This is a genomic window from Nonomuraea terrae (assembly GCF_004348995.1).
GTDB classification, from domain to species: domain Bacteria; phylum Actinomycetota; class Actinomycetes; order Streptosporangiales; family Streptosporangiaceae; genus Nonomuraea; species Nonomuraea terrae.
The window spans coordinates 49581-75356 of sequence record NZ_SMKQ01000008.1 but is presented as its reverse complement, the minus strand read 5'-3'; the positions used below and the strand labels follow the sequence as shown (position 1 = coordinate 75356).

Annotated in this window: 37 protein-coding genes; 21 read left to right on the top strand and 16 right to left on the bottom strand. The window is 67.3% G+C overall.

Annotated elements, in window-relative coordinates; translation table 11 throughout:
• The first annotated feature begins 52 nt into the window (after window positions 1–52).
• The 16 genes from E1286_RS51890 (at window position 53) to E1286_RS47580 (ending at window position 8415) form a co-directional block, all read left to right on the top strand.
• A complete protein-coding gene (locus E1286_RS51890; RefSeq protein ID WP_132609274.1) occupies window positions 53–277 on the top strand; it encodes a helix-turn-helix domain-containing protein in 225 nt (74 codons plus the stop codon).
• 110 nt (window positions 278–387) lie between these two features.
• Window positions 388–585: a hypothetical protein gene (locus E1286_RS05375; RefSeq protein WP_132609272.1), complete on the top strand. Its 198-nt coding sequence runs from the start codon at window positions 388–390 to the stop codon at window positions 583–585.
• On the top strand, window positions 582–968 hold the full coding sequence (locus tag E1286_RS05370) for a hypothetical protein (protein ID WP_187368119.1): 387 nt from the start codon (window positions 582–584) through the stop codon (window positions 966–968). The genes E1286_RS05375 and E1286_RS05370 overlap by 4 nt, the downstream gene beginning before the upstream one ends.
• The gene (locus tag E1286_RS47595) at window positions 965–1111 is read left to right on the top strand and encodes a hypothetical protein (RefSeq protein ID WP_165969583.1); all 147 of its coding nucleotides are present in this window, start codon (window positions 965–967) and stop codon (window positions 1109–1111) included. The genes E1286_RS05370 and E1286_RS47595 overlap by 4 nt, the downstream gene beginning before the upstream one ends.
• A gap of 195 nt (window positions 1112–1306) precedes the next feature.
• Window positions 1307–2518 (top strand): hypothetical protein, encoded by a 1212-nt coding sequence (locus tag E1286_RS47590; RefSeq protein ID WP_165969582.1) that lies wholly within the window; start codon window positions 1307–1309, stop codon window positions 2516–2518.
• Complete coding sequence (locus E1286_RS05365) at window positions 2515–2922, top strand: SsgA family sporulation/cell division regulator (protein WP_165969581.1); 408 nt, start codon at window positions 2515–2517, stop codon at window positions 2920–2922. Before E1286_RS47590 ends, E1286_RS05365 begins: the two co-directional genes overlap by 4 nt.
• A gap of 171 nt (window positions 2923–3093) precedes the next feature.
• Window positions 3094–3366, top strand: a complete 273-nt coding sequence (locus E1286_RS05360; RefSeq protein ID WP_132609268.1) for a hypothetical protein — start codon at window positions 3094–3096, stop codon at window positions 3364–3366.
• Window positions 3353–3790, top strand: a complete 438-nt coding sequence (locus E1286_RS05355; RefSeq protein WP_132609266.1) for a hypothetical protein — start codon at window positions 3353–3355, stop codon at window positions 3788–3790. The genes E1286_RS05360 and E1286_RS05355 overlap by 14 nt, the downstream gene beginning before the upstream one ends.
• An 11-nt stretch (window positions 3791–3801) precedes the next feature.
• Window positions 3802–4203: a hypothetical protein gene (locus E1286_RS05350; RefSeq protein WP_132609264.1), complete on the top strand. Its 402-nt coding sequence runs from the start codon at window positions 3802–3804 to the stop codon at window positions 4201–4203.
• Window positions 4200–4949, top strand: coding sequence for a hypothetical protein (locus E1286_RS05345; RefSeq protein WP_132609262.1), 750 nt, complete (start codon window positions 4200–4202; stop codon window positions 4947–4949). The genes E1286_RS05350 and E1286_RS05345 overlap by 4 nt, the downstream gene beginning before the upstream one ends.
• A gap of 94 nt (window positions 4950–5043) precedes the next feature.
• The gene (locus tag E1286_RS05340; protein WP_132609260.1) at window positions 5044–6903 is read left to right on the top strand and encodes a hypothetical protein; all 1860 of its coding nucleotides are present in this window, start codon (window positions 5044–5046) and stop codon (window positions 6901–6903) included.
• 23 nt (window positions 6904–6926) lie between these two features.
• Window positions 6927–7154, top strand: coding sequence for a hypothetical protein (locus E1286_RS05335; RefSeq protein ID WP_132609258.1), 228 nt, complete (start codon window positions 6927–6929; stop codon window positions 7152–7154).
• Between the two features lie 93 nt (window positions 7155–7247).
• The gene (locus E1286_RS05330) at window positions 7248–7532 is read left to right on the top strand and encodes a hypothetical protein (RefSeq protein WP_132609256.1); all 285 of its coding nucleotides are present in this window, start codon (window positions 7248–7250) and stop codon (window positions 7530–7532) included.
• A gap of 75 nt (window positions 7533–7607) precedes the next feature.
• Window positions 7608–7898 carry a hypothetical protein gene (locus E1286_RS05325; protein ID WP_132609254.1) on the top strand — a complete coding sequence of 97 codons (291 nt, stop codon included), beginning with the start codon at window positions 7608–7610 and terminating at the stop codon, window positions 7896–7898.
• 141 nt (window positions 7899–8039) lie between these two features.
• Entirely contained in the window at window positions 8040–8207 is a 168-nt protein-coding gene (locus tag E1286_RS47585) for a hypothetical protein (RefSeq protein WP_165969580.1), read from the top strand.
• A 49-nt stretch (window positions 8208–8256) separates the two neighbouring features.
• A complete protein-coding gene (locus E1286_RS47580; RefSeq protein WP_165969579.1) occupies window positions 8257–8415 on the top strand; it encodes a hypothetical protein in 159 nt (52 codons plus the stop codon).
• Here E1286_RS47580 and E1286_RS05320 read toward each other — a convergent pair.
• Window positions 8403–8702 (bottom strand): hypothetical protein, encoded by a 300-nt coding sequence (locus E1286_RS05320; protein WP_132609252.1) that lies wholly within the window; start codon window positions 8700–8702, stop codon window positions 8403–8405. The two genes, E1286_RS47580 and E1286_RS05320, sit on opposite strands and share 13 nt — an antisense overlap.
• Window positions 8703–8851: 149 nt before the next feature.
• Here E1286_RS05320 and E1286_RS05315 point away from each other — a divergent pair, with 149 nt between their 5' ends.
• Window positions 8852–9478, top strand: a complete 627-nt coding sequence (locus E1286_RS05315; RefSeq protein ID WP_132609250.1) for a hypothetical protein — start codon at window positions 8852–8854, stop codon at window positions 9476–9478.
• Window positions 9475–10560, top strand: a complete 1086-nt coding sequence (locus tag E1286_RS05310; protein ID WP_132609248.1) for an XRE family transcriptional regulator — start codon at window positions 9475–9477, stop codon at window positions 10558–10560. Before E1286_RS05315 ends, E1286_RS05310 begins: the two co-directional genes overlap by 4 nt.
• Before the next feature lie 104 nt (window positions 10561–10664).
• Here the strand turns inward: E1286_RS05310 and E1286_RS05305 are convergent, their stop codons facing one another.
• Window positions 10665–10862 (bottom strand): hypothetical protein, encoded by a 198-nt coding sequence (locus E1286_RS05305; protein ID WP_132609246.1) that lies wholly within the window; start codon window positions 10860–10862, stop codon window positions 10665–10667.
• Window positions 10863–11239: 377 nt separating this feature from the next.
• Here E1286_RS05305 and E1286_RS05300 point away from each other — a divergent pair, with 377 nt between their 5' ends.
• The 3 genes from E1286_RS05300 (at window position 11240) to E1286_RS05290 (ending at window position 13565) form a co-directional block, all read left to right on the top strand.
• A complete protein-coding gene (locus tag E1286_RS05300; protein ID WP_132609244.1) occupies window positions 11240–12340 on the top strand; it encodes a hypothetical protein in 1101 nt (366 codons plus the stop codon).
• 63 nt (window positions 12341–12403) lie between these two features.
• Window positions 12404–12982, top strand: a complete 579-nt coding sequence (locus E1286_RS05295; protein WP_132609242.1) for a class F sortase — start codon at window positions 12404–12406, stop codon at window positions 12980–12982.
• A gap of 16 nt (window positions 12983–12998) precedes the next feature.
• Entirely contained in the window at window positions 12999–13565 is a 567-nt protein-coding gene (locus E1286_RS05290) for a hypothetical protein (protein WP_132609240.1), read from the top strand.
• Window positions 13566–13631: 66 nt separating this feature from the next.
• On the opposite strand, the gene E1286_RS05285 is transcribed toward E1286_RS05290, so the two are convergent.
• From E1286_RS05285 to E1286_RS05220, 14 genes are all read right to left on the bottom strand, one after another.
• Window positions 13632–13817 carry a hypothetical protein gene (locus E1286_RS05285; protein ID WP_132609238.1) on the bottom strand — a complete coding sequence of 62 codons (186 nt, stop codon included), beginning with the start codon at window positions 13815–13817 and terminating at the stop codon, window positions 13632–13634.
• On the bottom strand, window positions 13814–14002 hold the full coding sequence (locus E1286_RS05280) for a hypothetical protein (RefSeq protein ID WP_223189565.1): 189 nt from the start codon (window positions 14000–14002) through the stop codon (window positions 13814–13816). Before E1286_RS05280 ends, E1286_RS05285 begins: the two co-directional genes overlap by 4 nt.
• A gap of 116 nt (window positions 14003–14118) precedes the next feature.
• Window positions 14119–14814, bottom strand: coding sequence for a peptidoglycan recognition protein family protein (locus E1286_RS05275; RefSeq protein WP_132609236.1), 696 nt, complete (start codon window positions 14812–14814; stop codon window positions 14119–14121).
• Window positions 14811–15137 carry a putative phage holin gene (locus tag E1286_RS05270; RefSeq protein ID WP_132609234.1) on the bottom strand — a complete coding sequence of 109 codons (327 nt, stop codon included), beginning with the start codon at window positions 15135–15137 and terminating at the stop codon, window positions 14811–14813. Before E1286_RS05270 ends, E1286_RS05275 begins: the two co-directional genes overlap by 4 nt.
• On the bottom strand, window positions 15130–15342 hold the full coding sequence (locus E1286_RS05265; RefSeq protein WP_132609232.1) for a DUF7620 family protein: 213 nt from the start codon (window positions 15340–15342) through the stop codon (window positions 15130–15132). Before E1286_RS05265 ends, E1286_RS05270 begins: the two co-directional genes overlap by 8 nt.
• Window positions 15339–15683: a hypothetical protein gene (locus E1286_RS05260; protein WP_132609230.1), complete on the bottom strand. Its 345-nt coding sequence runs from the start codon at window positions 15681–15683 to the stop codon at window positions 15339–15341. Before E1286_RS05260 ends, E1286_RS05265 begins: the two co-directional genes overlap by 4 nt.
• A gap of 128 nt (window positions 15684–15811) precedes the next feature.
• Window positions 15812–16225, bottom strand: coding sequence for a hypothetical protein (locus E1286_RS05255; protein WP_132609228.1), 414 nt, complete (start codon window positions 16223–16225; stop codon window positions 15812–15814).
• The gene (locus E1286_RS05250; RefSeq protein ID WP_132609226.1) at window positions 16222–18036 is read right to left on the bottom strand and encodes a hypothetical protein; all 1815 of its coding nucleotides are present in this window, start codon (window positions 18034–18036) and stop codon (window positions 16222–16224) included. Before E1286_RS05250 ends, E1286_RS05255 begins: the two co-directional genes overlap by 4 nt.
• A gap of 40 nt (window positions 18037–18076) precedes the next feature.
• Window positions 18077–19906 (bottom strand): phage tail family protein, encoded by a 1830-nt coding sequence (locus E1286_RS05245; RefSeq protein ID WP_132609224.1) that lies wholly within the window; start codon window positions 19904–19906, stop codon window positions 18077–18079.
• A gap of 81 nt (window positions 19907–19987) precedes the next feature.
• Entirely contained in the window at window positions 19988–20362 is a 375-nt protein-coding gene (locus E1286_RS05240; protein ID WP_132609222.1) for a hypothetical protein, read from the bottom strand.
• A gap of 58 nt (window positions 20363–20420) precedes the next feature.
• Window positions 20421–20690: a hypothetical protein gene (locus E1286_RS05235; protein WP_132609220.1), complete on the bottom strand. Its 270-nt coding sequence runs from the start codon at window positions 20688–20690 to the stop codon at window positions 20421–20423.
• Entirely contained in the window at window positions 20687–20950 is a 264-nt protein-coding gene (locus E1286_RS05230; RefSeq protein ID WP_132609218.1) for a hypothetical protein, read from the bottom strand. The genes E1286_RS05235 and E1286_RS05230 overlap by 4 nt, the downstream gene beginning before the upstream one ends.
• A 43-nt stretch (window positions 20951–20993) precedes the next feature.
• Window positions 20994–25217 (bottom strand): NlpC/P60 family protein, encoded by a 4224-nt coding sequence (locus E1286_RS05225; RefSeq protein WP_132609216.1) that lies wholly within the window; start codon window positions 25215–25217, stop codon window positions 20994–20996.
• A gap of 41 nt (window positions 25218–25258) precedes the next feature.
• Entirely contained in the window at window positions 25259–25699 is a 441-nt protein-coding gene (locus E1286_RS05220; protein WP_132609214.1) for a hypothetical protein, read from the bottom strand.
• Window positions 25700–25776: the final 77 nt, after the last annotated feature.

Here is a 25776-nt window from a genome sequence, read left to right as displayed (position 1 = left end):
CCATCAACCTACCAGAGAGCGTTAAGAGCGATCAGTGCCATAGGGAGCCACCTTGAGCGATCAGAGCGCTACGTGTGAGGACAGGCGGCAGGCACTGCCGATACCCGAGGTTGCCGAACTGCTCGGCGTCTCCCCTGTGACCGTCCGGCGCGCTGTCGCTAGCGGCGAATTCCCGCACGTGCCAGTGCGCAGCAGGAAGCAAGTCCCGCGCGCCTTTGTAGACGCACTGCTGGCCACGCCCAAGTGGGGAGCCGAGCAGGAAGAGGTCGCGATCTGATGAACGCGATCCCCCAAGACATGCGAAGGGCGGCCCTCATCCGCCAAGACGAAGCCGCCCACTCGCGTGTCCCCCATCACCGGTCCGGTTACGGAAGGACGCTCACCATGATGTCACACGGCCCTAACGTCGTCTCTCTCACGAGCGAGAAGCAGCAGCGGATCGTCACCGAAACGGACGCCTTGTTCCAGGGGGCGCTGTCGATCCTGCAGCGGGTCGCCGCCGTCCGCCACGAGGCCGGCCTGCCGATGCCGGCGGACGTCATCGACCTCCGCTCGTACGTGCCCCGTCAGGCGGTGGCCCGATGATCCGCCGGAGAGCAGCCGAGCAGGCTGAGGACTGGCCCACGACCCTCGTCGCCCGCTTCGTCACTCTCGGCGGCGCCATGGTCGACCTGGACCGCCAGCGGTTCACCACCACCTTCGACCACAGGGGCGCCCCGTACGGGGCCAGCAAGCCGTACGAGATCGACGGCTACAACTGGCGCTGCCACGGTTGCGGCTCCTACGGACGTGAGGGCGACACCTACCACGACCCCGGGTTCCGCCGTGAGCAGGAAGCCCGCGAGGACGCCAACGACCACGCCGGCATGTGCCGGGCAGTGCCGCGGCCTATCGCTGCGGCCATCCGCGGGCGGATCGCCGATGTGCAGATCCGTCACGAGCAGACCTCCCAGGAGGTGGCCCGATGACCGCCGACCAGATCAAGGCGACACTCGCCACCCTCGACCAGGCGATGAAGGCGTGCACCGCGATGCGCCCGTCCGACCGCCCCAACCTGGTCAGGAACGGATGCACCTGCGCCACCTGCAGCCCACGGCGAGGCTCGCGATGACTTGCCCGGCTGCCGCATCCCACCGCGGTAACCCTGCGGCTCGGCAGCCGGGCGACACCACTCCCCGTCCGTGGGCGGAATCCACCCACAGAGCCCCGCGGACGGGGCACCACCCCAGACCGGCCAGCAGACACCCGGCGTGCGAGTCCCGGGCGGGCGCCAACGACCGACCTTCCCCTGATTGGAACCGGAGCGATGAACAGTAGCCAGCACGGCCCGCCGGACCGCCCGGTCAACGACTGGGCCAAGCGGCGCCGCCCAACGCGGGCGCAGAAGCTCGCCGCCGCGGCGAAAGCCGCTGCCGACGTGCGCGCCTACGACACCGACCCGGACGTGGTCGCCCTCCGCATCGAGCGGCTGCGGACCCGCGTCGACCGGCTGATCTGGACCGGGCTCATCCTCGGGCTGGCGTTCACGATGGCGAACGTCCAGTCGTTCGCCGCCCAGGGCAGCACCCAGGAAGAGATCGGGTGGTGGATCGCCTGGCTGCTCGACCCCATGGTGTCCCTCGTCCTCGTCGGCGTCCTCCTCGGCGAGCAGATCATCGCCCGACAGCGGATCAAGGCCGGCCGGTGGATCCGCCGCACCAAGTGGACGGCGCTCGCGCTCACGTACGCGATGAACACGTGGTCGGCGTGGACGGTCCTGGACCCGGCGTTGATCCTGCTCCACTCCGTGCCGCCGATCATGGTGTTCTGCGCGGCCGAAGCCGTCACGACGCTGAAGCACCAGATCACCCTCGCCGTACACAAGGCGTACCACGCCGCCGCCGTACGGGCCGCGGCCATCGACGGTGCTACCGCTGAAGCGGTCGAGCGGGCGAAGGCGATCGCGGAAGCACACGCCGCCACCGAACCCGCCGAGCCGGACACCGGCTCTCAGGCGCTCGCCGAACTGAGGGCGTGGACGACCCGCCGCATGCGTGGCGTGGAGAGCAGCGAGCCGACAACTTCGGTCGCGCCGGCGGTCGCTTCCCCGGCCGCCGACGCGACCGAGACGCGACCGATCACGCGACCGGCGATGGTCGCTCCGGCCACCCCCCTGACGGTCGCGCAACCGGTCGCGCTCACGGTCGCCGACGACACCGATTTCGGCGACCGAACCCGCGACCGAGACGGCGACTCCGACGGCGACCGCGAAAGGCCCGACGAGCAGGACAATCGCGAGGCCCGCGAGTGGATCCGTGCAAGGTGCCGTGGCAGAAACGGTGAAGGTCGGCGCCCCTCGAAAACCGAAGTCGCGGAGCGGTTCCGATTCAGCGAAACCTGGGCTCTCAAGCGCGTCCAGGAAGTGCAGAAGCGGATGACCGCTCAGGGCTACACGTTCGAACAAGACGGAACGGTCATCGCACCGACCAGATCGGTCGCCGACTCGGACGCTTCGGAGCCGGCGGAGGTGTCGGCGTGAAGACCAACTTCGTGCACCGGCCAGCCATCTTGTGGGTGGCGGACCGCCACGACGAACAGCCGTACGCGGCCTCGCTCGTCTACCGGCTGTCAGATCCGTTCGCCGTTGAGCTCGTGCTCCCGCGCGGCGACGGCCGCCACGTGACCAAGGTCCTGTTCGGCAGGGCGCTGCTCATCGACGGCCTGGAGAAGCCGACCGGCGACGGCGCAGTGCGGATCGAGCCGCACATCGTCGACAGCGACTACATCACTCTCACACTGCCCCTCAACGGCCGCCGCCAGGAGCTGTACGCCGAGCGGGTGAAGTTGGAGGCGTTCATCGACGCCACCTTCCGGCTGGTGCCCCTCGGCCGCGAGAAGGACCTGATCGATCTCGACGGCTGGTTGTTGGAGGTGACCTCGTGATGGTCACAACCCGTAACCGATCGGCAAGCCATGGAGAGACGTCCTGCGAGCCGGCCGAACCCTGCCGAGAGGCCCCCTAACGCAGAAGCGTTACGTAACGCGCACAGAAGCGTTACGCGCGCGAGTATAACCGCCCTTGTCAACCTCACTATCCGCAACGGAGGAGTCCCCTTGTCGCAGAAGCGCCAGACCGGCCCTCAGACCCGCCGCACCTTCCACGAGAACCGCATCGCCCGCGAGAAGAACGGCGTCATGCGGTTCTGGTGGGCGGCCTGGTGGGCGGTAGCCGAGCTCAAGCACTTGGACCGCCGGGACGCGGCGAAAGCGCACGAGCAGGGACTCACCCTCGCGAACCAGCTCATGTCGTTCGCGTCCGGACTCAACGCCAAGCACCACGCCCATCTGATGTCGCAGAGAGGAGGTAAGTCCCGTGCCAGCGCGTGACCTGTTCCAGCTGGACCTGCCAGGCGAGGCGCCTGCGGAGAAGCCGGCCGAGGTGGTGCTGTTTCCCCACTCTGTGCCCGCGCCTGTTGAGGAGTCGGCCGCCGATCAGAAGCGTTCTCTGGCGCTGGCCCTGGCCGTACGGCCGGCGCTGGAGCGGACTGCCGACGGGTGGCGTGCCGCGTGGATCGGCGACGGCCTCCTCGGGATGCGCCCCCGCCCGGTCGCGGATCTGGCCCGCCAGTTCTGGACTGATCCGAAGCCGTACATCAAGGACGCGCTGATCCTGCGCATCCCGTACGCCATCTACGGCGCCCCCGTCATCGCGGTCAGCGCCGTGGCGCACCTCCTCCTCCTGATCATCAGCTATCCGAGCCTGCTGGCTGGCACCGGCCTGCTCATCGCCTTCATCGCCCTCTTCCTCTGAAAGGACCAACCATGGGTCTCATCCTTGGCGGCCTGGTCGCCACCGCCGTGTTCCTCTACTCCGCGCTCCAGCTCAAGAAGCGCGACAAGTGGTGGCCCGTCATGGGCGCCCTCATGTTCCTGGCAGGGCTGGGCCTGGTGGGTATCGCCGCGTGGGTCGCCCAACTCGCCGCAGGTGCAGGCATGGTCGCCACTCTGATCGTCGGCAGCATCGCCCTCATCCTGGGGAGCGGCTTCGGCATCGCCACCGCCGCGGACCTGTCCGACAAGAAGCTCGACAAGCCGTGGAACCTGTTCGCTCTGCCGGCGTTGCTGACCATCGTCCTGTTCACCGGGGACACCACCTTCGGCTACGTGGCTGACCTGGTGGAGACGAACGTTCAGACCCTGACCTCGCGTGTGGACACGCGATGAGCATCTTCCTCCTCTCCTTGCTCATCGCGGCGATCGTGTGCGGCGGCGTCCTGTGGCGCCGCCCCGACGCCAGAGCCGCCGCCTCAGGCGCGTGGGAGGCCGGCAAGAGCCAGGCCGTCCGCGAGTTCCGTGACGGCTACACCTTCGCCCAGCAGAAGCTCCGCGCAGGCAACCCCCGCGCGATCAACCCTCGCCGGTGGGCGTCATGGGGTCTCGCCGCCACGTACGGCGCGTGCAAGACCATCGCCGCGGCGAACCGCATCCGCCGGTCAGCGTGGGATGGCGGCCGAGACCGCTACCGGCAGTGGAAGGACTCCCAGCCCGTCGACGGCGAGGTGATCGAGGCGGTCGTCGTCAAGCGCGACGACCAGCCCGCCCCGCCGCCTGCGACTGACCAGCCCGCGCCCGAAGCGCAGAAGCCTACCTCTCAGCCCGAACCGGCCGACGACAGCAAGCCGCAACCCGAACCCGCCCCCAGCCCGGAGGCGGAACCCGTCCAGGAAGGAACCGAGATGCAGACCGAGGCCACAGGCCTGACCAGCTACGCCACCGCCCACCAGGAGTTCGCGCAGGAGCTGCGGAACCAGATGAGCGGCAGCGAGAACCTCGCCGCCTCCATGGCGGAAATCCTCAACGAGAACTCCGACCTGCTCGGCGAGACGGCCCAGCTGCAGGACCTGCTCAACCAGGCCGCTGGCGTTGCGGAGCGCATCGCCAACCGCGCCCTCGAAGTCGCGAACAACTAACCCTCCGAGGAGAAACCCCATGTCCAGTCACGACACGGTGACCGCACCAGCCGCGGACGCGAGCCCTCAGGCCCAGCCGAACCGGGCCGACGCCGTGCTGCGCACCGCCCGCCGGGTCGCTCACCACGAGCGGGGCAAGCTCGCGCTGCTGCAGCCCGTGGCGTGGCTGGCCACCCTCCACACGACCGCGTGGGCGGCCGACGCCCTTGAGGCGCATCCGCTGATCCGCGTCGGCGTCATCACCGCCACCGCCGTTGTCGTGCTCGGCAACGCCGAACGACGCGGCCAGGACCTGCCGATCGTCAACGTCGCGGCCGGTGTGCTGTGGGCAGCGGCGGCGAGCCTGTTCGGCCCGTACGGATGGGTGGCGCTCCTGCTGTGGATCGCCGGCATCATCCTCTCGGTGCCGTACGTGTTGGGCGTGCTGCGCCGCCCCCGCCCCAAGGTCGCTCCCGCGGCGAAGGACCAGCCCGCGCAGCAGAAAACCGCCGCAGTGGCGCCCGAGGTGGCGCTGTGGCAGGAGCGGGTCGCCCCGAACTCCAGCCCGCAAGCGTTCAAGGTGACCGCGCTGGAGCAGGTCGAGCCCGTCCCGAACGGTTACACCGGCATCATCGTCGGCGAGCCCGGCACCACCCGGTTTTCGCAGATGATCCTGCCTGCGGCTGTGGAGACAATCGCGTCGGCTAACCAGGTGCACCCCTCGCGGGTCGCCGTCGAGGATTGCGGCGACGGGGACGCCTCCCGCGCACGAGTGACCGTCATCCGGTCCGAATCCAACCTGCAGGAAACCATCTGGCTGGAAGACTCCGGCGCCGCAATCGACCCCAAAACGGGCATCGCCAGAGTCGGCACGTTCTTCGACCTGCAGCCCGCCCGCCGGCAGTTCTGGACGCCGTCCGGTGGCGCGCAGATGGGCGTCGTCGCAGGCGACACCGGCTCCGGTAAGTCCGCGCACGTGTCCGCTCTGCTTGCCCTCGCCCACCGGTGCCCGCTCATCGCCACGGCGCTGCTCGACCCGCAGGATGGCAGCTCTCAGCCGGACTGGTCCGGCCGCACCCCCATCTACGGGGAAGGGCACGAGGCGACGTACGAGAACCTGCAGATGTTCGACTTCGTCATGGCCAAGCGCGCCCACTACGTGGCACATGCCCCCTGGGTCGATGACCTGGGTCGCGAGCGCAAGGGCAAGCCGTACCTGCTGCCGGGCGACCCGGACCTGAACGGCATGACGATGATCCTGGTCTGCGTCGAGGAGCTGAAGCTGTTCCTCGACGGCCCGTTCGGCGCCCTCGGCTACGAGCTGCTGTCCACTGGGGTCCGTACCTGGCGTAAGGCCGGCGGCGGCCTGCTCGTGGTCAACCAGAACCTGGGCCTGGACAACTTCTTCAACAAGCAGTCGTTCCGTTCCAACCTGCTGTCCGGCGGCAGCCTCACAGCGCTCCGTACAGGCTCGTCGCAGGACCACGGCATGGTCGGCCTGCCCTCGGACCCGTCCAAGCTTCCCGAGTACTTCCGGGACGGCAGCAAAACTCACGGCCTCGGCTACCTGACTGGCGTCGACCGCCGGCCGGGCGCCACGGCGCGCATGATGCCCGTGCGTGACGCGTTCGGTATCGCCTCCACTCCCGCGGCGGGCCAGCTTGGGGAACGGACGCTCGCCTGGATGGACGAGTACCGCCACCACAAGACGCGCGGTCGTGACCCGCGGCAGACGAAGCCCGCACACTCAGAGTCCAAGACGTCCCAGCCGACGTCTGGCGACGTACAGGCCGCGGTCGAGAAGGCGTTGCTGAACGGGCCGATGGAGGTCGGCAAGGTGTGCGCCGCCGTCCGCCAGCAGATCGGCGAGAACGTGCCCCTCTCGGAGATCCCTGCCGCCCTCCGTGCCCTCACCAAGGCCGGCGTCGCCCGCCAGAAGGGCGACGTCTACCAGATGGTTCCCAACGAGTCCTAGGAGGCCTTCCCATGGCTAGACGAATGACCGGACCCGAGCACCTCAGCGAGGCGGCGGACTGCCTCGACGAGCTCGCCAAGGCCCGCCGCGAAAGCGATTGGGCAAAGGTCTCAGCCCTCGCCGCGGCGGCGGAAGCCCACACCTCGTTCGCGTCGACAGCCCTGGAGGTGGCGTCAGCTCCAGCCGCGGTACTGGCCGGCAGGCAGGGCCAGCAATGGCTGGACGCAGCCGGGGTCGAACGCCAGAGGTGAGCGGCTGTTGCGGGTGCTCGCCACGACCGCGGGGGCCGTGGCGGGTGCCCGGAGCAGCCAGCTCCATCCGCGCCAATCCGAAGGAAACCGATCATGACCCAGAACATCCAGGACGCTGTCAAAAGGTTCAGCGCAGCAATGGACCACCTCTACGAGGTCGGCCTGGAGCAGCCGGACGCGAAGGCAGCCAAAGTGAAAGCCGCCGCCAAGGCCGTGGACGCGATGAAGACGGCGATGGATTCCATGCTGGCCACCGTGCGCGCATCGATGCCGCACATCACCGCGAGCGAGCTTCACACGATCGCTGAGAACATCGACGGCGCCCTCATCGAGGCCGTGAAGGACATCGACAGGTACGCCCCGGCCGCTCAAGCGTGACCACTCCCGCCAGCAAGCGCCACGCCCTCTTAACCCTTTCGAGATCGAAACCCCGCTCATCACCCGGAGGAAATCATGGTTCTGAAGAACCGGCCCGACACCCCGTACCACAACGCCAAGCATGAGGCTGTGCTCGCCGGCCTGCGCGTGTGCGCGAAGTACACCGAAGTCATCGCGGAGGAGCTCACCTCCGAGTTGGACCAACTTCTCCAGCGGCCCGAGTACAGGCACCTCGACGCCAAGGATGTGATCGACAAGACGTTCGACTGCGGCTGGCCCGGCGACGGTCCGGAAGACGACAACCCGGTGGTGCGCGTGGCCGACACAGTGAGGGCGCACTACGGCTTGGCACCGTCGCTGGGCTGACCTGATCAGCACGTGAGAGCCCCGACCGCGCTTCCCCGCGGGCCGGGGCTTTCGCATGTCCAGACTATGCCGTTTTGTCCGATTCGGCGTTAGCCTGCTGCCATGCACTGCTGGCGCGGACCCCGAGGCATCACCATAGAGGTGATCACCCTCAACGACAGGCAGCGCTTCAAGGTGACCCAGAAGACGAACGGCCGCCGCTACCTGCTCGGCTACTGCGCAACCATCGCCCAAGTCACCCGGCACGTCGACCTCGCCGACCTGGTGGAAGTGGTGGATTTCCCGGCCCAACCAGGGGCCCCACGCTGATCGCCCAACGGCCTGCCAGCGATCACACCCTCACGCGAAGATGGCGCCCATGAGCGACGTACCCCCCGAGGAAGACCCCGTCCTACGCCCCGTATGGGTGGACATGACTCCGGAGGAGCGCCTCGCCTACCTCCTCGCGCAGGACGAGCAGCCACCCGAAGGACTGACCGGGCCGGCAGCGGACGCCACCAACGGTCAAGACTCCTGACGCGCGAGCGCCTCCTTGGCCGCGGCCAGCAACGCCATATCCGCCTGATGCCGGGTCTCCTTCACCGTCTCCCACCACGGGTGCCGATAAATCCGCACCACGATGTCGAGTCGCCGGGCGCGCTCCTGGTCATACTCCGCCTGCAGCGCCGGATCAGGCTCGGCCTCCTGCGCGAGCACCGCCACCGCGGACGGCAACCGCTTTGCGATCTCCTCACAGCGAGCCATAGCGGCGAGAAAGTCCACCTTGAGCTGCAGCAAGTCGTCGGGGATGTCGTAGTCGGCCACGCGCGCATCCTAGTCCCGAACACCCGTGCGACTCGACGACCGCCCCAGATTCTTGGCTCTAAGGAATGGTTACGGACCGCCTTGTCGCAGCATCGATCACGGCGTGTTCGACTAGCGGGTGTGTATTTTCTAGGAATATGATTAATCACGTGATCAGAGACGACTCCTCCGACGCCACCTCCGCCCGACTGGAAACCGCGTGCCTCGAGGTCTTCCGCGCGCTGGAGAAAGGCCTCCAGACCGCCGACTACGTGCACGACGACAGAGGGTGGAAGCCTGCCGGCGACATCCACTTCTACCGGCACATGACACGGCGGGAGGCCGTCGAGGAACTCAAGCAGCTCAACCCGGAACTCGAGGACGAGGATGACCTTGGCCTTCCCATGAGCGGCCTCATCCTGCACCTGCCCGAGGACATCATCCGGGTCTGGCACACCACCGACTTCAAGATCCCCAGGCCGACCACCGAAGCACGGCGTAGGTTCATCAGCCAGGTCTCCGAGCGGAAGATCCCCCTCATCGGCGACGACGAGCTCGACCTCGGACTGGACGAGATGGAGCAGCGCAAGCCGCAGAAGAACCACGTCATCATCCAGTGGACAGCCGAAGGGCCCACCATCCTGCGATTCGACCTGGTCAGACCTATCGGCGTGGAGAACGGGCACGTAGCCATCGATTGGCGCGTCCCGCTGCTGGGCCGTTACACCCAGGTTGAAGATCTGCAGTACCGTCGCCGGGACGACAAGACTGGGAACGGGGAGGCAGAGGCACAGTGATCTACGGAACTCGGCTTACTCAAGCGCGCGAGTTCTGCCTGCTTACCCAGAAGGCCCTGGCTGCGGAGATCGGGATCAGCCAGGGCACGCTGTCTAACGCTGAACGCGACGTGACCGAGCTGCCGATGGATGTGCTGACGCAGCTCGCTACCACGACCGGCTTCCCGGTCGAGTTCTTTCAGCAAGGGCCGCGCGTCGCCTTCGACGGGCTACCCACTCACTTCCGGGCTCGAGCAGGCATGAGCGTGAAGGAGTCGAACCAGGCCAAGCGCGGCGGTGAGATTGTCGCCGAGGCAGCTCTGGCAATGCTCGAGCAGCTCGAAGGACCTCCGCTAAGGCTCGAGTCGCACGCGCTCGGCACCTCTCCCGAAGCGGCAGCGCAGGCAGCGCGAGACGCCCTCGGGTTGGGGCCTCATGATGCCGCCCTCGGCCTACCCGTGCTTCTCGAGCACGCCGGCTTCCTAGTAGTCGCCCTTCCCATCCCGAACACGCGACGCGACGCCTTCTCGCTGTGGTTCGGTCAACAGCCGGTCCTTGCACTCCTCGACACAGACGCGGGCGATCGTCAGCTCTGGTCAACGGCGCATGAGCTTGGGCACGCTCTACTGCATCGCGACGCCGGCGCCAGCAAGACCCTGGAGCAGGAGGCCGACGAGTTCGCCATGCACTTCCTCACCCCGTTGGCCGCGATGGAGAAGGAAATCCCTGCACATCCCACCCTCCAAGACTTCGCCCTGCTCAAACGGCGATGGGGGGTGTCCATCGCAGCGCTCATTCGCACCGCTCGCCGCCTCGGACGAATCGACGACCACCGGTACACCAGCTTGTTCAAGCAGATGGCTGCCCGAGGCGAGCGGCTGCGAGAACGAGCTGCTATCTCTCCGACAAAGCCTCGAGGCTTTCGCGCCATGGCGGAGACCTTGTTTGGACCCCACCCGGCACAAGGCTTGGCACGCGCCGCAAACTGGACGCCGGCCTTCGCGGAAGAGGTACTCGCACGGCACGCCACGGGGTCCGAACTCCCAAGTCGTCGGATCACGAACGTGATCAGTCTCAGCTCTCGACGGGTGCGGCGAGCCTAGGTCGTACAACACGAAGAAGCCCGCCTATCCCGGAAGGGGCAGGCGGGCTTCTCGTTCCATGCCGGCGGCACCAGAGGTCCCGCGAACAAGCTACGTCGCCGGGGTCAGCATGACCAGTCTCGGAGCGCCTCTAGTTTCGCCCTCAGCTCGTCGAGGTTGTCGGCCTTGAGCGGCTGCTTGCGCCGCTCCTCCACGCCGGCCCGTATGGCTTCGATCTCGTCCACGTAGAAGGAGTCCCCGCCCGGGTAGACGTACACGTCTCGCCCGTCATGCCATACGACGGTCTCGGGTGGCTCGCTCACCGGAGCTCCTTCCTGCGCGAAAAAGGGGCCGAGCGGCCCGTAGGCGACCCGACCCCGTGCGTACATCAGGCTACGCCGCGCAGGTGGCCGTACAACGCAGAAAGGGCCGGGCCACCCGTAGGTGGCCCGGCCCCTCTCGCATCCGCCGCCAGCCCTCCCGACTGAGCAACTCGTCCAAGGATACGCGCATCGGCTGTACAGATTTCCGCTAATCGGCGTCGATGACTGGTCATAGTGCACAATCAGATACGGCTGGCATGCCGCCACGCCCGACACGGACGGAGGCTGCCGCGCCACGACCGGCCCCACCCGAGGACCGGCATCCCGAGAGGCACATTCGAATGCTCAGCAGACTCACTGCGGCTGCGGCCGTAGGCGTGCTGGTCGTCGCTGGATTGGCCACCAGCGCCCACGCCGCTACCGGATGGGTTGCCAACAGCCCGTCGAAGATCCTCAACTCCAACACGGTTCGTCTCGTCGGCGGCAACACCAGCGTCGAGACCGCCAACCTCGACATGTTCGTCCAGGCTGGCGACGTGGTCTCGTTCCGTTACGTCCTGCAGGGCGACGCCAAGTGCGACGGTGGAGCTCCCCGCGTCTACGTGGAGGCGCAGGGCGTCGTCACGAACTCGTGGGACCAGAATCTCGCTGCGGGCACCCAGTGCGGCAGCAACGGCGTCGTCACCTTCAAGGTGCCGGCGAACGGCCGCATCGGCGCCGCCGGCGTCGTGTACGACAACGGCAAGCCCGGCCAGGTGGTCGTGTCGGACCTGCGGGTCGATGGCCGCCCGGTGTCGTTCCTGAACCGTCCGCTGGCCCGGGTGACGCCCGACGCTCCGAAGGTGGTCCAGCCCGAGTGCGGCACCAGCCGCGGCACCCTGACCGTGCCGGCGAAGCACGGCGTCACCTACCAGGTGAACGGCGAGGCGTGGCGGCCCGGCGAGTACAAGGTGCGGCCGGGCGTCTACCGGGTGGCCGCGGAGGCTCGTGACGGCTACCGGCTGGTGGGCGATGAGCGGTGGCGCCTGACCGTCGACAAGGCCGCGGCGTGCCCCAGCCCGAGCCCCACGCCGACCGAGCCTCCCGTGAGCCCGTCGCCGACGACGAGCCCCACCGACACCCCCGAGGTGCGGGAGGCCACGCCGGCGGCGCCGGTGCTGACGCAGGCCACCTGCGACGACAAGACTGCCTCGATCGCCATCCCCGAGGTCGCCGGCGTCGTCTACAAGACCGCCAGCGGCAAGACGGTGGAGCAGGGCAAGCGGTACACGGTGGAGGCGGGCAACGTCTCCCTCACCGCTGAGGCGGCCGACGGCTACACGCTGAAGGACGGCGCCGCGGCGGAGTGGATGTTCGTCGTCTCCGAGACCCCGGACTGCCAGACGCCGAGCGCCACCCCGACCACTCCGGTCGTGGTCGTGAACAACATCCCGGTTCCCGCCCGCGTGGACACCGGTCTCGGCGGCCTGACCCGCTAGTCCCCCTTCGGCTGGGCGGTCCCGTGTGGGCCGTCCAGCCTTCTCTTTACCTCTGGAGCCCTCATGCGTCGTCTCGCCGTCGTAGCCGCCTGTCTGGTCCTCACGTCCGCCTGCGGCGCGGAAGCCTCTCCTGGACCGTCTCAGCCATTTCGCGTTGCGGATCAGCCGTCCACCGTCGCCACACCCAGCACGCCCGCCCGCACAGTCTCAGAGCCCGCACGGATCCGTATCCCTTCCATCGGCGTGGACGCCCGCCTGGTGCCGCTCGGGCTCGCCAAGGACGGCAGCATGGAGACGCCGGCATTCGGGCGCGCTGGCTGGTACGAGGAAGGGCCCAAGCCCGGCGAGGACGGTCCCGCTGTGATCGCCGCCCACGTGGACAGCAAGAGCGGACCCGACGTGTTCGCCCGCCTCAAGACCCTCAGCAAGGGCGCGAAGATCCTCGTCACCGACAAGCAGGGCAAGACGCACGAGTTCGTCGCCGGGCGCAAGCAGCAGACCGCCAAGACCGCCCTGCCCGTCAAGCAGATCTGGGGAGAGACGGACGGGCCAGCGCTGCGGCTCATCACCTGCGGAGGAGCGTTCGACAAGACGACCTCGCACTACGTCGCGAACATCATCGTGTGGGCAGACGCCGCCTGACTCGGATGGAGGAGCCATGCCAGTCCTGAACATCCCTCTAACAAGCCTGGACGCGTTCCGTTTCATCTCGTTCCGCGACACATCCAAGGCCCTCGCCGAACTGGGCATCACCACCAGGCAGCAGATCTCCGACCGTCTCGGCATCCACATCGACTCCGTTCCCGACATGCACGAGATGGTCGGCCCGCTCCACATCGAGATCTCCTGTGCCAGCGTCATCGACGAAGACCCCGACCACCCCTGGGTAACGCCGGGCCCGTGCCCGAACAACGCGGCCCGCATCAGCGTGATGGGATGCGTCCACGAGCACCTCGTCACCGCACCCATGTGCGACACCCACCTAAGGGTGAGCCTGAGGCAAGGCACCGCCTGGTGTGGACTGTGCCGCGAGCAGGGCGCCGAGGTCGCCATGCGAGAGAACATCATCGACCGGCGAGAGCACGTGGACGCCTTCCTGTTGGACCTCCTCATGCAAGGCGTCACCACGACCGACCCTCAGGAGCGGGATCGGATCGAAGCGTTCATCATCGACAACCTCGACAAGCTGGTAGCCCCACGATTGAGGGATCCTGCTGCCGCGTAGCCGTACAACGCGAAAGACGCCCGCCTCCCCGCTGCCCTAAGGCAACGAAGAGGCGGGCGTCGTCATCTATGCGCTCAGGTTGTACGAGAGCAGGCCCATCACCACGGTGATCAGCGCCCATCCTCCGAGCGCCAACGCAAGAGCAAGCCAACCCTTTTCCCAGCGGTACAGTGCAAGACAGACCAGACCGGCGAGCGCACAGCACGCCAGGACGAACGGCCCGAGCAGCGCAAGGAAGGTCCCGCTGCTCACCTCTGATCCGACTTCGCGGCATTCGGCACCGCGTACGTGATCCCGAGCGCGCCGAGGACGGCCAGGGCGATGGTCACCCACTCGCCGGTCACGATGACGTTGTCGCCCATCGCGGTGAAGAGCGAAGCCGTACCAGCGGACGCCGCGGCGACGATGGACTTCGCGGCACTACCTACCTTGATCATGGCGTGAATGCCCTCTCATCTGAGGTTGGAAAATCATGCACCCTGCCGCGTTGCCGCAGGTAAAAGGAGGGTGTTAGGGAAGCGCTGATAAAATCAGCCGATTCCTAACACCTTGATCAGCGAGTCAGCGCGTCGAGCTTGTCGAGGATCGCGTCGAGCTTGCCGTTCAGGTTGTCCAGCCGGACCTTCATCCGGTCCTGCTCGGTCTCCAGCTCCTGCAGCACCGCGGCCGGCGACCGCTCCGACTCCGTCTCTTCGCCCTTGTTCATCTTGATCTGGGCCTTGTGCCAGACATCGTTGACGTCCACGTCGTCCTCCTCAGTCGGTGCCTTGCCGAACGTGCCGTCCTTGACCAGCTGGTACAGGCGGTCTCCCGGGCACGAGGTGGGGAAAAAGTCCCGGTGGCCCTTCACCAGCGGGCCGACGCCCTTGTCCATCAGCCACGCCCGCAGCTCACGGACAGCGTTGATCTGCTCCAAGGTCGGCTCCTCGCCGGGGCCACCCATGAGCGTCACGCTGTAGAAAGTCGTGTTGCCGGTCGGCTGGGCGGCCTGCGCGCGATTCAAGCCGCGGCCCTCCAGCACGTAGCCGTGCGGGCAGGCGCCGAAGCTGTACCCGATATCCACCCACTGGCGGGCGGAGCCCACGTGAAAGCGGCGCGTGTTCTTCCAATACGTCACGCAGGCGCTGTGCGGCTTACCCGCCAACCCCTGGTCCGAGCCGTCATAGTGGATGACCAAGCCGCGAGCCGGCTTCGCGTAGGACGCCCCCGAGGAGCCCCACCCGAACTCGGAACGCTTCACAAGCTTCATCGATCCTGCCCCTTCTGTGCATGTTCGCGCCGCTTGGCTTGCCAGGTGCGCAGGATGATGGCCAGCCGCCACGCCAGGACTGCGGGCACGCCGGCGAAAGCGATAGACCGCAGGGCGAGGATCACACCGCTGTCGGGGATCCACACCCGCAGCGCCCACAACGTCAGAACCGCCGCCAGGACAGCCTGGAAACCCATCACGTGACGTCCGCCAGCGGTCTCCCACCAGCGGGCCAGCAAAGCCTGAGACGCCACACACGCGAGCGCCAGCAGAGCCGACACGACCAGGAGTCCGCTACCGATCAGGTAGAGCTGGTCAGCCATGGCCGGCACCTCCGAACGCGTCGCTGAGAATCTCGTGGAATCCGTTCTCCTCCCTCAGCCGGCGCAGACGGTCGGCGAGGCTCAACGTGCATCTGGCGCGCTCTCGCGCGAGGCGCAGTTCCTGCTCGGCTCGCTGCAGCGACTCGTCGGCGGCATGGCGGGCTTCGTCAATGTCAGGCAGATTCTCGTCATCGCGGTCGGTCATGATGAGCCTGCCTCGATCTGCCTGGATCGGATCTCAGCCAGCAGCACAGCAGCCACCTGGGCGCCTTCGGTGCTGGCCAGGAGCGCCGCCCGGATCTCTTCGGCGTGCGCCCGCCGGGTGAGGTCGTGTGCCTCGCACTCCCGTACGTACAGGTCCCGCCAGTCGGCCGCGTCCTGGTTCGCCTCGGCGAGGCGGGTGTCCCTGTCGGATCTGACGTCGTCGAGCGTTGAGCGCGGCACGAGCGTCGACGGCACGAGGTGCCCGCGGAACACCAGCCAGAGAACGGCAAGCAGGACGCCCAATGCCCCCAGCTGTACGACGGGGATTTGCGTCCACTCCACAGAGCGGCCTCCAAGGGTCGGTAGGTGAGATGGGGTGGACCGCCCGCGCTCCCTTTACCGACGCGTCCAGCACACCCTCACAGGGCTGGGGTCGATACGCGGGCGGCCACAATCAGAAGGGGCGGCGATCAGATGAGAAGGCCGCCCGAGAGCATGTTGGAACGCAGCTGCAGCACCCACAGGCGGATCATCTGCAGGTCGTCCTGCACCCGCTCCCCGTACGTGGGGTCGTAGGTGCTTGGCCAGTCGTCGGGTGTGGACAGGCCGGACATGCCGCCCGGATCAGAGGCTGGCGTGAACGGCGGGGGCGGCTTCAGCGAGTAGGTTGACCCGTCAGAACCCGTCCACATCGGCTCAGCGCCGGACGCCGTCAGGTGGCCTCCAGAAGATGGGCTGGATGGCAGGCCCTGGTTGGGGATCTTCCACCCGGCCGAGGCGGTGGTGATGGGCTGCCGGTTCTGGATTGACGCGAACAGCTGCTCGACGCGGCGTTCGAGCGCTTCGAGCCGGTCTTCCAGCCCGCGAGGGTAGGGCATTGTCATGAGTCGATGACCTCCTCGAAGACCAGTTGCGCGGTCTCGCGCTGGCCTCGTGTGGTTGCTTGGACGGAGATGCCGATGACCCGCCATGACTGGTCGAAGGACGCGGCGCCGTTGAGTCGGGGCCACCACTGGTTGACGAGCACGACCCGGGCTCGGTCGCCGAGGTGGGCGGGGGTGAAGTCGTCGCCGTCGAGGCGGATGGAGACTTGGTGGACGCGGACGGCGCCGGCGTTTTGTGCCGCGTAGCGGGCCGCGTAGTCGTCGAGCGTGTCGGTGTCGCGCTGGAAGTGCGCGGTGATGGTCGAGTCGAGGCGGGGCCATCCGGCGGCGAAGTGCGCCGCGGCGTCGTGCGGTACGGACAGGGTGGGGCCACCCGAGCTGGACGCGTCCTCGTTGACGGACTCACCACGCGCTACGAAGCTCGTGGCGCCTCGCGTGGCGTCGATGTCTTCCTGCCACGACACGACGTTCCCCGGCTGGGTGAACAGGTGCTCGGTGTCGGTTTCGCCGATCTTCGGATAGCCGAAAACCCATTCACGAATCCGTGTACCGGCTCCGGGGTCGCTGGTCTGGATCATCCACTCGAAGCCGTCGTTGAGCTGCGACAGCTCGTTCAAGCGCTGCCCGTAGCTGGTGGACTCCCCCGCCAAGTACGACACGGTGCGGGTGACGCCGCTGCCGCCCGCAGCCAGGGTGATCCCGAGGTCGGCGCCCGCCTGCCCCTGCATGGACTCGATCAACGCCCGCGCGATGTCCACCTGGTCGGTGTCGGAGAAGTCGAGGTCCTCCCGGACCTCCACCCGATCGAGGTACGACTCCAGGGTGGCGCCCGACAGGCGCGCTTGGAGGTTGCCCCGGTCGGACATGCCGAGCGACGCCTGCCAAATCAGGTAGCTTCCCCAGATCAGGCCGTTCCTGTAGACGTGCACCACGCACCTACCAGGACCCGTAGACAGGTCACCCGGGTAGCGCGGGACGACCGCAGCGACCTTCTCAGCAAGATTTGGATCGTTGGACGGAATACTGATCGACCCAGAAAAGCTGCCCGGCTCCCCGATCCGCCGGTCGTAGGAGACGTCCGACAGATCAAGGTCGGTGATGTAGTCATCCGTCAGCAGATCGCAGAAGACATACCGGTAATGAATGTCCTTGCTAGGCGGGATCGCCGGCGGCGGCGGCGCGGGAGGAACCGCAGTTCCCCCGACGTCCACGGTGAAGCCGTGACTGAAAATCGGCGCGCTGGAAGCGGTGAACGCTACAGCGCCTGTCGCCCCGGTCGCGGTTCGTGGGCGGGACGCCAGCGAAGCCGTCGCACCAGCAGACAGCCATCGGTCGAGATGCTCCGAGTATCCCGACGGCGCAGACCATCCGACGAAGGAGAAGCGCAGACCAGCAGCCCAGCGGAGGGTCACGCCTGGGGATAGCGATGATGACACTGACGGGCAGGACACGCTGGCGTCGGCGCCGTTTTCGGTGGAGGCGATAAGCGGCGTTGCTGTGCCGGCGTCTGCGACGGCCGCGATGGCGGCGATCGAGTCGTTGTTTCCGGACTGGCGGAATGTGTACGCGGCTGGTTCGCTCGCCCCTACTCGTTTCCACCAGACTCGGGTTCCGGCCCACTCGGTGTCGTCCCGCTGTCCGAGCAGTTGCCAGGGCGAACCACCCGTGGGGGTGGTCATGTTGCCGTTGCCGAAGTCGGAACAGGTTTGGAAGGCGATCAGGATGTCGCCTTGCTGCGTTCCCGACGGTTTGGGGCATGAGAATGAGGCGCTGGCGCTGGTTGCCGATGAGGTGGATCGCAGGACCGCCACAGCCCACCTCCCAGTCCGGGTAGAAGGGCCGATACAGCGATCAGAGGTAGGCGTCAGACCACAGGCATTCAGCGCCTGCAGCGCCTCCGGAGTCGACTTCGTAAGCCAGCTCGTTGTCATCCAGATCGACGATGAAGTCCTCGACGGGGACAGACTCCGCCGACAGGGTGGACATGTAGGACGTCTCGCCGATCTTCACAGTGCCGAGCTGCGTATTGACTTCGAGCAGTTGGCCCGATGTCAGCGTGAGATCGAACCCGAGGATGCGATCGAGGGTGACGTTGACGAGGACCGGATTCACCGCCGGTCCCAAGATGCGGAACCTCGGCGACGTCGCCACGTCCCCTGCGTTGGCGATCGACTGCGTCCCGCCGGCCGGGATGACCTGCGAGTACTGTGCCAAGCTGTAACGGCGCGGATCGGAGCACGTCCAACGTACGCTGACCTGCGCCCAGCCTTGCCCGTAGTGCTGGGTGGGGATCTCCCGGGCTGAGACGACTCCGGTGGTCACCAGCGCTTCGCCGTAAGTGCGGATAACGAGGTTCTGCTCACCGTCACCGTCTTGCACGCGAGTCGCTCGGCGTAGGGCTCGCAGGGACGCAGCGAACGTTTGCGGATCGTCAATAGCGATGATCGCCGACACTTCCCGCTGCTGGGCGAGTTGCTTGCCCGGCCATGCCCCATGCCGCGAGGGCCGTAACGCGCTGTCGCTGTCGAGGCCGGGCAGGTTGTCCCATCCTTCGACGCTGTCAGCGAGGACACGGTAGACGTTGCCGTGGCCGCCATATATCTGGCCGGCCCATTCGATCTGCCAGTCCCCAGTGATGAGATCGCCGGGCAGAACCGGGACGTTCACATCCGGGGACGGGATGAGCCCTTGCGCTTCGACGGTGGAAGGAGTGAGCGTCCACGCCCGGATGGCCGTGATGTCCGGGTCAGGCACGTCCGCTGAAGCGTCAACAGCGTCCGGCGTCAGGGTCCTATGCTGCTCCGCTGTGATCGCCGGAGCGGGCACGTCGCCTGCGCCGTCGACCACGGTCGGCTCCACCAGCTCCGCCGAGCCCGCGACCACGTCCGGTTCGAGGACCTGCGCCCAAGCGTCAACGGGGTCGGGATCGGCGGTTTGGCCGGCGTGGAGTTCCACAGCGGGGACCTCGGCCGACGCTTCCACCGCTGCGGAATGGACGGTCTGACCAGACTCAATCGCTACCGCAGGCACTTCGGCCGAAGCTTCCACTTCGACCGCGTCGATCGTCGCATCCAGCGACGCAGAGATAATTTCCAGCGCCACCCATGCCCAGTCGGCTGCCGCCGTGCCGCCCGCGTCCATGTTGAACGTGACGGTTTCGCCCGCGGTGGCAACGCCCGAGGCCTTGGCGAGACCCATACCGCCTAGGCCGAACAGCTCCCACGCGGCCTCTTCGTCCGTGGAAGTCGGCAGCCCGTTGCCGGACAAATCCCAGGCGACGGCGAACCCGCGTGACCCGACTGCGGTCGACACGTACCCGTTGACGGTGGCGTTGTTCTGGGTGCTGGACCCGGACCCGTTGACACCGATCGGATTGGTGGGGTCCTGGCCAGTGAGGACGTAGACCTTCAGGCCGCCCGTAGCGGTCCCAATGGACACCGTGATGTTGCTCAGCGCAGTGGGGTTCGGCGCCGTGTAGATCGCCACACCCGCAGCCGAAGCATGCTGGCGGCGCAGCGTCCACGTGCGCGCCGTCCCGCTGTTGGAGATGACAGGGCTGCTGACGCTCGCACCGACCACAGCCACGAGCAGACTGTTTGCGGGAGGACTGAAGGCCGCGGTGGTGATGGTGCCGGACCCGGTGGCTGGTGCCGGGCTGGAGGAGTGAATCTCAATCGGCATGCCCGCCCCCTCTCGTCAGGTCAGGTAGGGCGGGCATTAAAAAAAGCCGCACGAGGCGGCGTGAACGGAGAAGGTATGGGACTACGGGCTTACGACGTTGATCCGGCCGATGCCGGACGCGTTGAACGACACGAGGAGGACCCCGTCGTTGGTCTGGTACGCCTGGCCGAAGTCGATCCCGAGTATCAGCCGCTTGGGTGTTTCAGCGTCGGCATGCGCAATTGCGCCCCGCACTCCGGTGAGCGTGGACGCCTCCCACTGCACGTTGTTGCCGTCCCACACCGCGTACACGCCGCCCGAGGTAACGACCGTGAACGTTGCCGAGGCAATCGCCGCACCACCAGCCGTGTAGCCGGTTCCGGAGATCTCGCCTGACGTCGAATACGACTCGTCAGTCCCGAAACCGGGGGTGATCGTGTTGTCGTACAGGGCGAGCTTGTGAGTGTCGTCGTCCAAGTTAAGCGGGTACTCAGTCCCGCCCAGCGACGCCACCAGCGTTTGGGCATACCAGCCGCTACCTGCCCACGCCACTGACAGCACCCCCCATCCTGACCGTCGCATCCCTGCCCGGGATGCCCTCTCTCGGGCTGCCGACCGTACGGGCCCACTCGCGGAACGACCGCATCTCCTGCTTGGCTGCCCCCAGTTCGGCCACAGCAGACTCCGGAGCGTCACCGCGGGCCGCCTGCTTGGCGGTCTCCAACCGCTCTTCGAGGCCGGCGCACACGTCGAGGAACTCCTGCTCGCGCCGCAGCCTGATCGCAACCACTCGTGCGCTGGTCACTGCCGCCTCCAATCCACCAGGTGGGCGGGGATCTGCCCGACCACGGTCTGCACGTTGAGAATCTTGACGTCCTGCCCGTGCTGTCTCATGCGCGTCTTGTTGCCGAGCTCGTCGAGGATCACCTTGATCCGCTCTCCCGTGGACGAGCGGCGACCGTCGGTGACTCTCGGCTTGACCCTGTGCGACCACCCCTGAGGGCGGGCCTGGATCGACCTCAGACGCGCCAGGTCAGCCGTCGTGTACGGCTGAATCGTGGACATGCCAAAAACCGCCTCTCGCTGAAATGCGGGGCGGGCCGCCCGGCTATCGCCTGCGACGGCCCAGAATGAAGTTCAGGTCCTTAGCGATCGCGTAAGGGTCCTGCTGCGGGGTGGCGTTGAACTCATCGATGCGAATCAGCGCCCCGTCGCCGCCGCGGGTGCCGCCCTGCATGGCTTGCCACTGCCGGTCCGTCAGCACCGGCTCCGGCTGTCCGGTGCCGTTGTAGACGAGGCTGTGGCCGGTCGGCAGGTAGCCGCCGTTGTCGTAGGTGGCGGCGTCCTTCGACGGGGGCACACCGACCATTTGAGCTGCGCGGGCAGATACCTGCCGGACGTTCAGCCCGGTTTGTGGGGCCTCGATGATGGTGTTCGGGTTGACGTACATCCACACATGGCCTGGGTGAGGGAAACCGAGCGCGCCAGGAACGGGCTTGGCGACCTGCTGCACCCACCCCATCTGCTGCTGTGACGTGCGCGGAATGTCCGACCTGCCGCCGGCCTGCCATGCCCGCATCGTCAGACCGGAGCAGTCGAACGAGCTCGGCCCTGCGCCGCCCCACTGGTACGGCTTGCCGAGCTGCTGACGCGCGAACTCCAACGCCTTCTGTGCGCCCGGACCGCCGGCCGCGGCCTCCTTGCCCTCCAGGAACGTGATGACGTCGTCGACCATCTTGCGCGGCCATGAGACGAGCATCTTCGCCCACTGGCCACTGCCCATCGCCGAAGCGGCGCTGTCCAGGATCGGGTTGAGCAGCTTCTCTGCGCCCCACCTGACGCCCTGGGCGAGAACGTCTCCGATGATGCCGCCGCCGGCGTAGGCGCCCATGAACCGTTGCTGCATGAACGAGGCCGCGCCGGAGATGCCGCCCTTACGAGCTGCGGCGTTCGCCTGGCTGACGAAGTCAGTGCCAACGGCGCGCGTCCACTCCGGTCGCATGACCGCCTCGCCGCCGCCAACGGCCGCGATCATCGTGTCCCGCCCTGGCGTGTACCCCGGCACAACTCCACCGGTCGCCAGCGCGGGGATCTTCGACAGCTTCGCGTCCAGACCGAGCGCATCCGCGACGGTGTTCCACAAGCTCACGATGCCGTTGTTGTAGACGGTCTCGATGATGAAGTTGACGGGCTTCTTAGCGATCTCCTTGAGGCCGTCCCAGAAGCGGCCGATCATGTCGACGCCCTTTTTGAACCCATCCGGGAGTGTTTCGGAGATGAACTTCCAGAACGCCTGGACGGCGGGCTGGATGACCTTCTCCCACGCGGTTTTGATCGCCCCCGAGATGCCGTCCCAAGCGGGCTTGATGATCGTGTTCCACAACCAGGTGAAAACCGGGGCAAGGGTCTCCCGCCAGAAGGCGACCAGGGCAGCCACGGCGGGCTTGATGATCGTCTCCCAGGCGATCTTGATTCCCTTACCGATCCCATCCCAGGCGGGCTTGACGATGTTGTTCCACAGCCACGTGAAGACGGGCCCCAGGGTGGACTGCCAGAACGCGACGAGCGCCTGCACCGCCGGCTGGATCAGGTTCGTCCACGCCCACTGGACCGCGGCCCCAATGCCGTCGAACGCCGGCTTGATGATGGTCTGCCACAGCCACGTCGCTGCAGGTGCGATCACGTTCTGCCACAGCGCCACCAGCGCGTCGAAGACCGGCTTGAGCACGGTCTCCCACACCCACGTCGCGGCCTCGCCGATGGCCTTGAACGCGGCATCGACGATGTTCCGGAACGTCTCGGAGTTCTGGTAGGCGTAGATCAGCCCGGCCACCAGAGCGGCGATGGCGATGACGATCAGACCGATCGGATTCGCATTCAAAGCCGCATTCAGGGCCCACTGGATCGCTGTCCACGCCGCCGTCGCCGCCCGCACAGCGACCTGGGCGGCCGTCGCGAGCAGAATCCGCGTCCGCGCCAGCAGGGCTTGTGCAGCGATCCGCGTGTAGCCGGCCGCCACCCTAAGGAGAGCAACCGCCGCGGTACCGGCTGTACGAGCCGCTGACGCGATTACGGTACCCGCGGTACGAGCCGCCGCCCCAGCCCGACTTGCCGCGGTCTGGATGCCCGTCCACGCCGCCGTAGCGCCCTTCGAAGCGACGGACCCGGCTGTACGGGCGGCCGTAGCGATACCGGACCCGGCAGTACGAGCAACCCCGGCGGCCCCCTTGGCGGCAGAGCCGAGCCCACTCCAGACAGCCCTGGCGCCACCAACGATGGAGCTCGCGGTCTGAATGGCGGACCGGACACCGTTGACGATGCCAGTGATCGCCTGCCACGCCTTGAACGCCGCGAACACCCCAGCCGCAGCCAACGCGATGGCCTGCAGTTGTCCCGGGGTGAGGCTGGCGAGTGTCTCCGAGATCGACACGATCACATCGAGCGCGCCGGCCCCCGGCCCGGACAGGCCGGACAGCAGATTGCCGATGGTCGTCGCGATGTTCGAGACGACCTCGATCACCTTGGGTGCGTTCTCCTGCACGTACGCGATGAAGTCCTTGAAGCCCTGCGACTCGCCGAGGCTCTTCCCCCAGTCGGAGAAAGCCTTCGTCGCAGACTCGATCCCGCCGACCACCGTCCCCGAGAAAGGCAGGAAAGCCTTGACGATTCCCGCCACGCCCGTGATCACGTTGCCGAAGCTCTTGCCCAGACCGGTCACGATCCCGGGCGCTTCCCGAGACAGCATGGCGAAGAAGTCGGTCCAGAATTTGCCGCCGAGCGCCTTCGTCGCCGAATCGATCAGGCCATCCAGAGCGCCTGAGACGCCCTTGACCAGCGGAGACAGCTTCGGCAGTAGCTTCTCCACGAACTGGAGACCACTGCCGAGTGCGGGCAGGACGTCCGGCTCCAGCTTCTTCTGCCAGGTCTCGTAGACGTCGCTGAAGGACTTCCACTGCTTGGCCAGCTTCTGTGCCGCCGGCGACAGCTTGATGACCTCGCCCGCCACCTGCCGGTTCGCCGCCGCCGACTGCTGAGCAGCCGCCGCCTGCTGCAACTGCATGAGCCGCAGCTGCCGTTCGGCGTCCTCAACCCGATTGTTGGCGTCCTCGATCCGCTTCTTCGCCGCAACGACCTGGTCGGATCCCTCAATGCCTGCCTTGTCGGCGGTCTTCTGGTCCTGCTGCAGCTGCTTGTTGCGTGCTTGAGTGTCCTTGGCGCGCTGCTCCGCCTGCCGGACGTCGAGTTCGGCCCGCTTACGCTCCAGTTCGCCGGCCTTCGGGTCGGCCTGCACCTCGGCTAGCCGCTGCCGGGCTTCCTCAACGGCGAGCGCCGCGGACTCCTCGTCCAGGGCGGCGTTCGCGACAGCCCGCGCGAGGTCCTCGGCTGCCCGCTTGGCTTCTTGGCGGGCCCGGGTGAGGTCGTCTTCTGCGGTCTTGGCGTCCCGTTTGGCGTCGGCGACACGATCCTCCGCCGCGGCCAGGTTTAGGGCTTGGATCTGCGCCTGCTGGGCGGCACCGGCAGCGCCCGCAGTCGCGGTCGTGGCCGCCTTCTGCGCCTGCTCCTGCTGCTGGAGAGCCTCTCCGATCCGGGAAACGCTCGGCACCGCTACCGCGGCCAGGCCGGCGAAGCCGATACCCGCCGCCGCCAATGGGGCGGCGAGGCTGGCGACACCGGCTCCCACGGTCGCTGCCACCGGGATGGCCGCCAGCCCTGCCAGAGCAGCGGAGATCGTGCCGATACTGGCGAGCGCACCGGAGATGTCGACGTCTACGCGTGGGCGGGCGACAATCCCGCCCACGCGGTTCATTCCGGACTCGACGGCAGCCAGTTCCGCCAGCGCGGTTGCGATATCGGTCCGGACGTCGATCGTCACCGCGTCGCCGTCGATGGCGGCGAGTTCCCGCTGGATCGCCGCCAACTCGGTTTCGGCGGCGCCCGCGTCGATGTCGATGCCGATGGTCTGGTCGGCGAGTGTCGCCAGCCGCGCCCGCAGCGCCTGAACCTGCTGGTCCGCGGCGGTCGCGTCGGCGTCCAGTTCGGCCTTCGGCAGCGCCTTCAGGCCTGCTTCCAGCCGGCGGCGGAACGCCTGCGCGAATGAGCCGCCGATCTGGTCGCCGTCCTTCGGCGCCTGCTGCCGCTGCTTGCGGGTCTCCTCTTTCAGCGGCTCGTAGACGCCCTTGAGCTGGTCGGAGATGCCGCGCTGGATCTCCTTGCCGATCTCCTGCCCCAGCGGGTAGGCGCCCTTCAGAACCTGCTTCTGCAGGTCCTTGATGAAGGACTGCGCCGATGGGACGACCGGTACGACGACTTCGCCAGCCTGGAACTCGGCCACAACCCACCTCCTTGCGGTCTGCGGGTTGCGGTCGAGCTGGTTCAGTTAGAGCGCGGCAGGTGAGCAACGCGCCCGGGTTTGGTGTGCTGCCATGTGCCGTGCAGGTCAGCGCCGTGGATACGGCGAAGCACCGCTTCAGACTGTTCGGCGGTCAGAGCACGGTGCCGCTTCGCACTCTTCGCCTTCACGCCGGGACGCGGCGTCGGCTCAGGCTTCTTGGATTTGCCCCCATTGGCGACGAGCGTGGCGTGCAGCAGCCAGGAGAGCTTGTCGCTGATCGTGGCCATCAGCATCTCCAACTGCGACCACTGCCCCTGCGACGGGTCGCCGTGCTTGGCTGCCTGCGCGATCTCGGCGTCGCTCATCTTGTTGCGCAGGGCCGTCTTGGTGGCCGACTCGGGCGGAAGGTGGCGAATCAAATTGCCTAGCAACCGCCAGGTCATACGTGATTCGCCGCCGCCCGGCCTCAGCACATCCCGCACATCCGTCTTGTTGGCGTGAAACCACAGATCGGCCTCGACCTCGTCGTAGTGCTCGGCGAGCAGCGCGACGAGGCCCG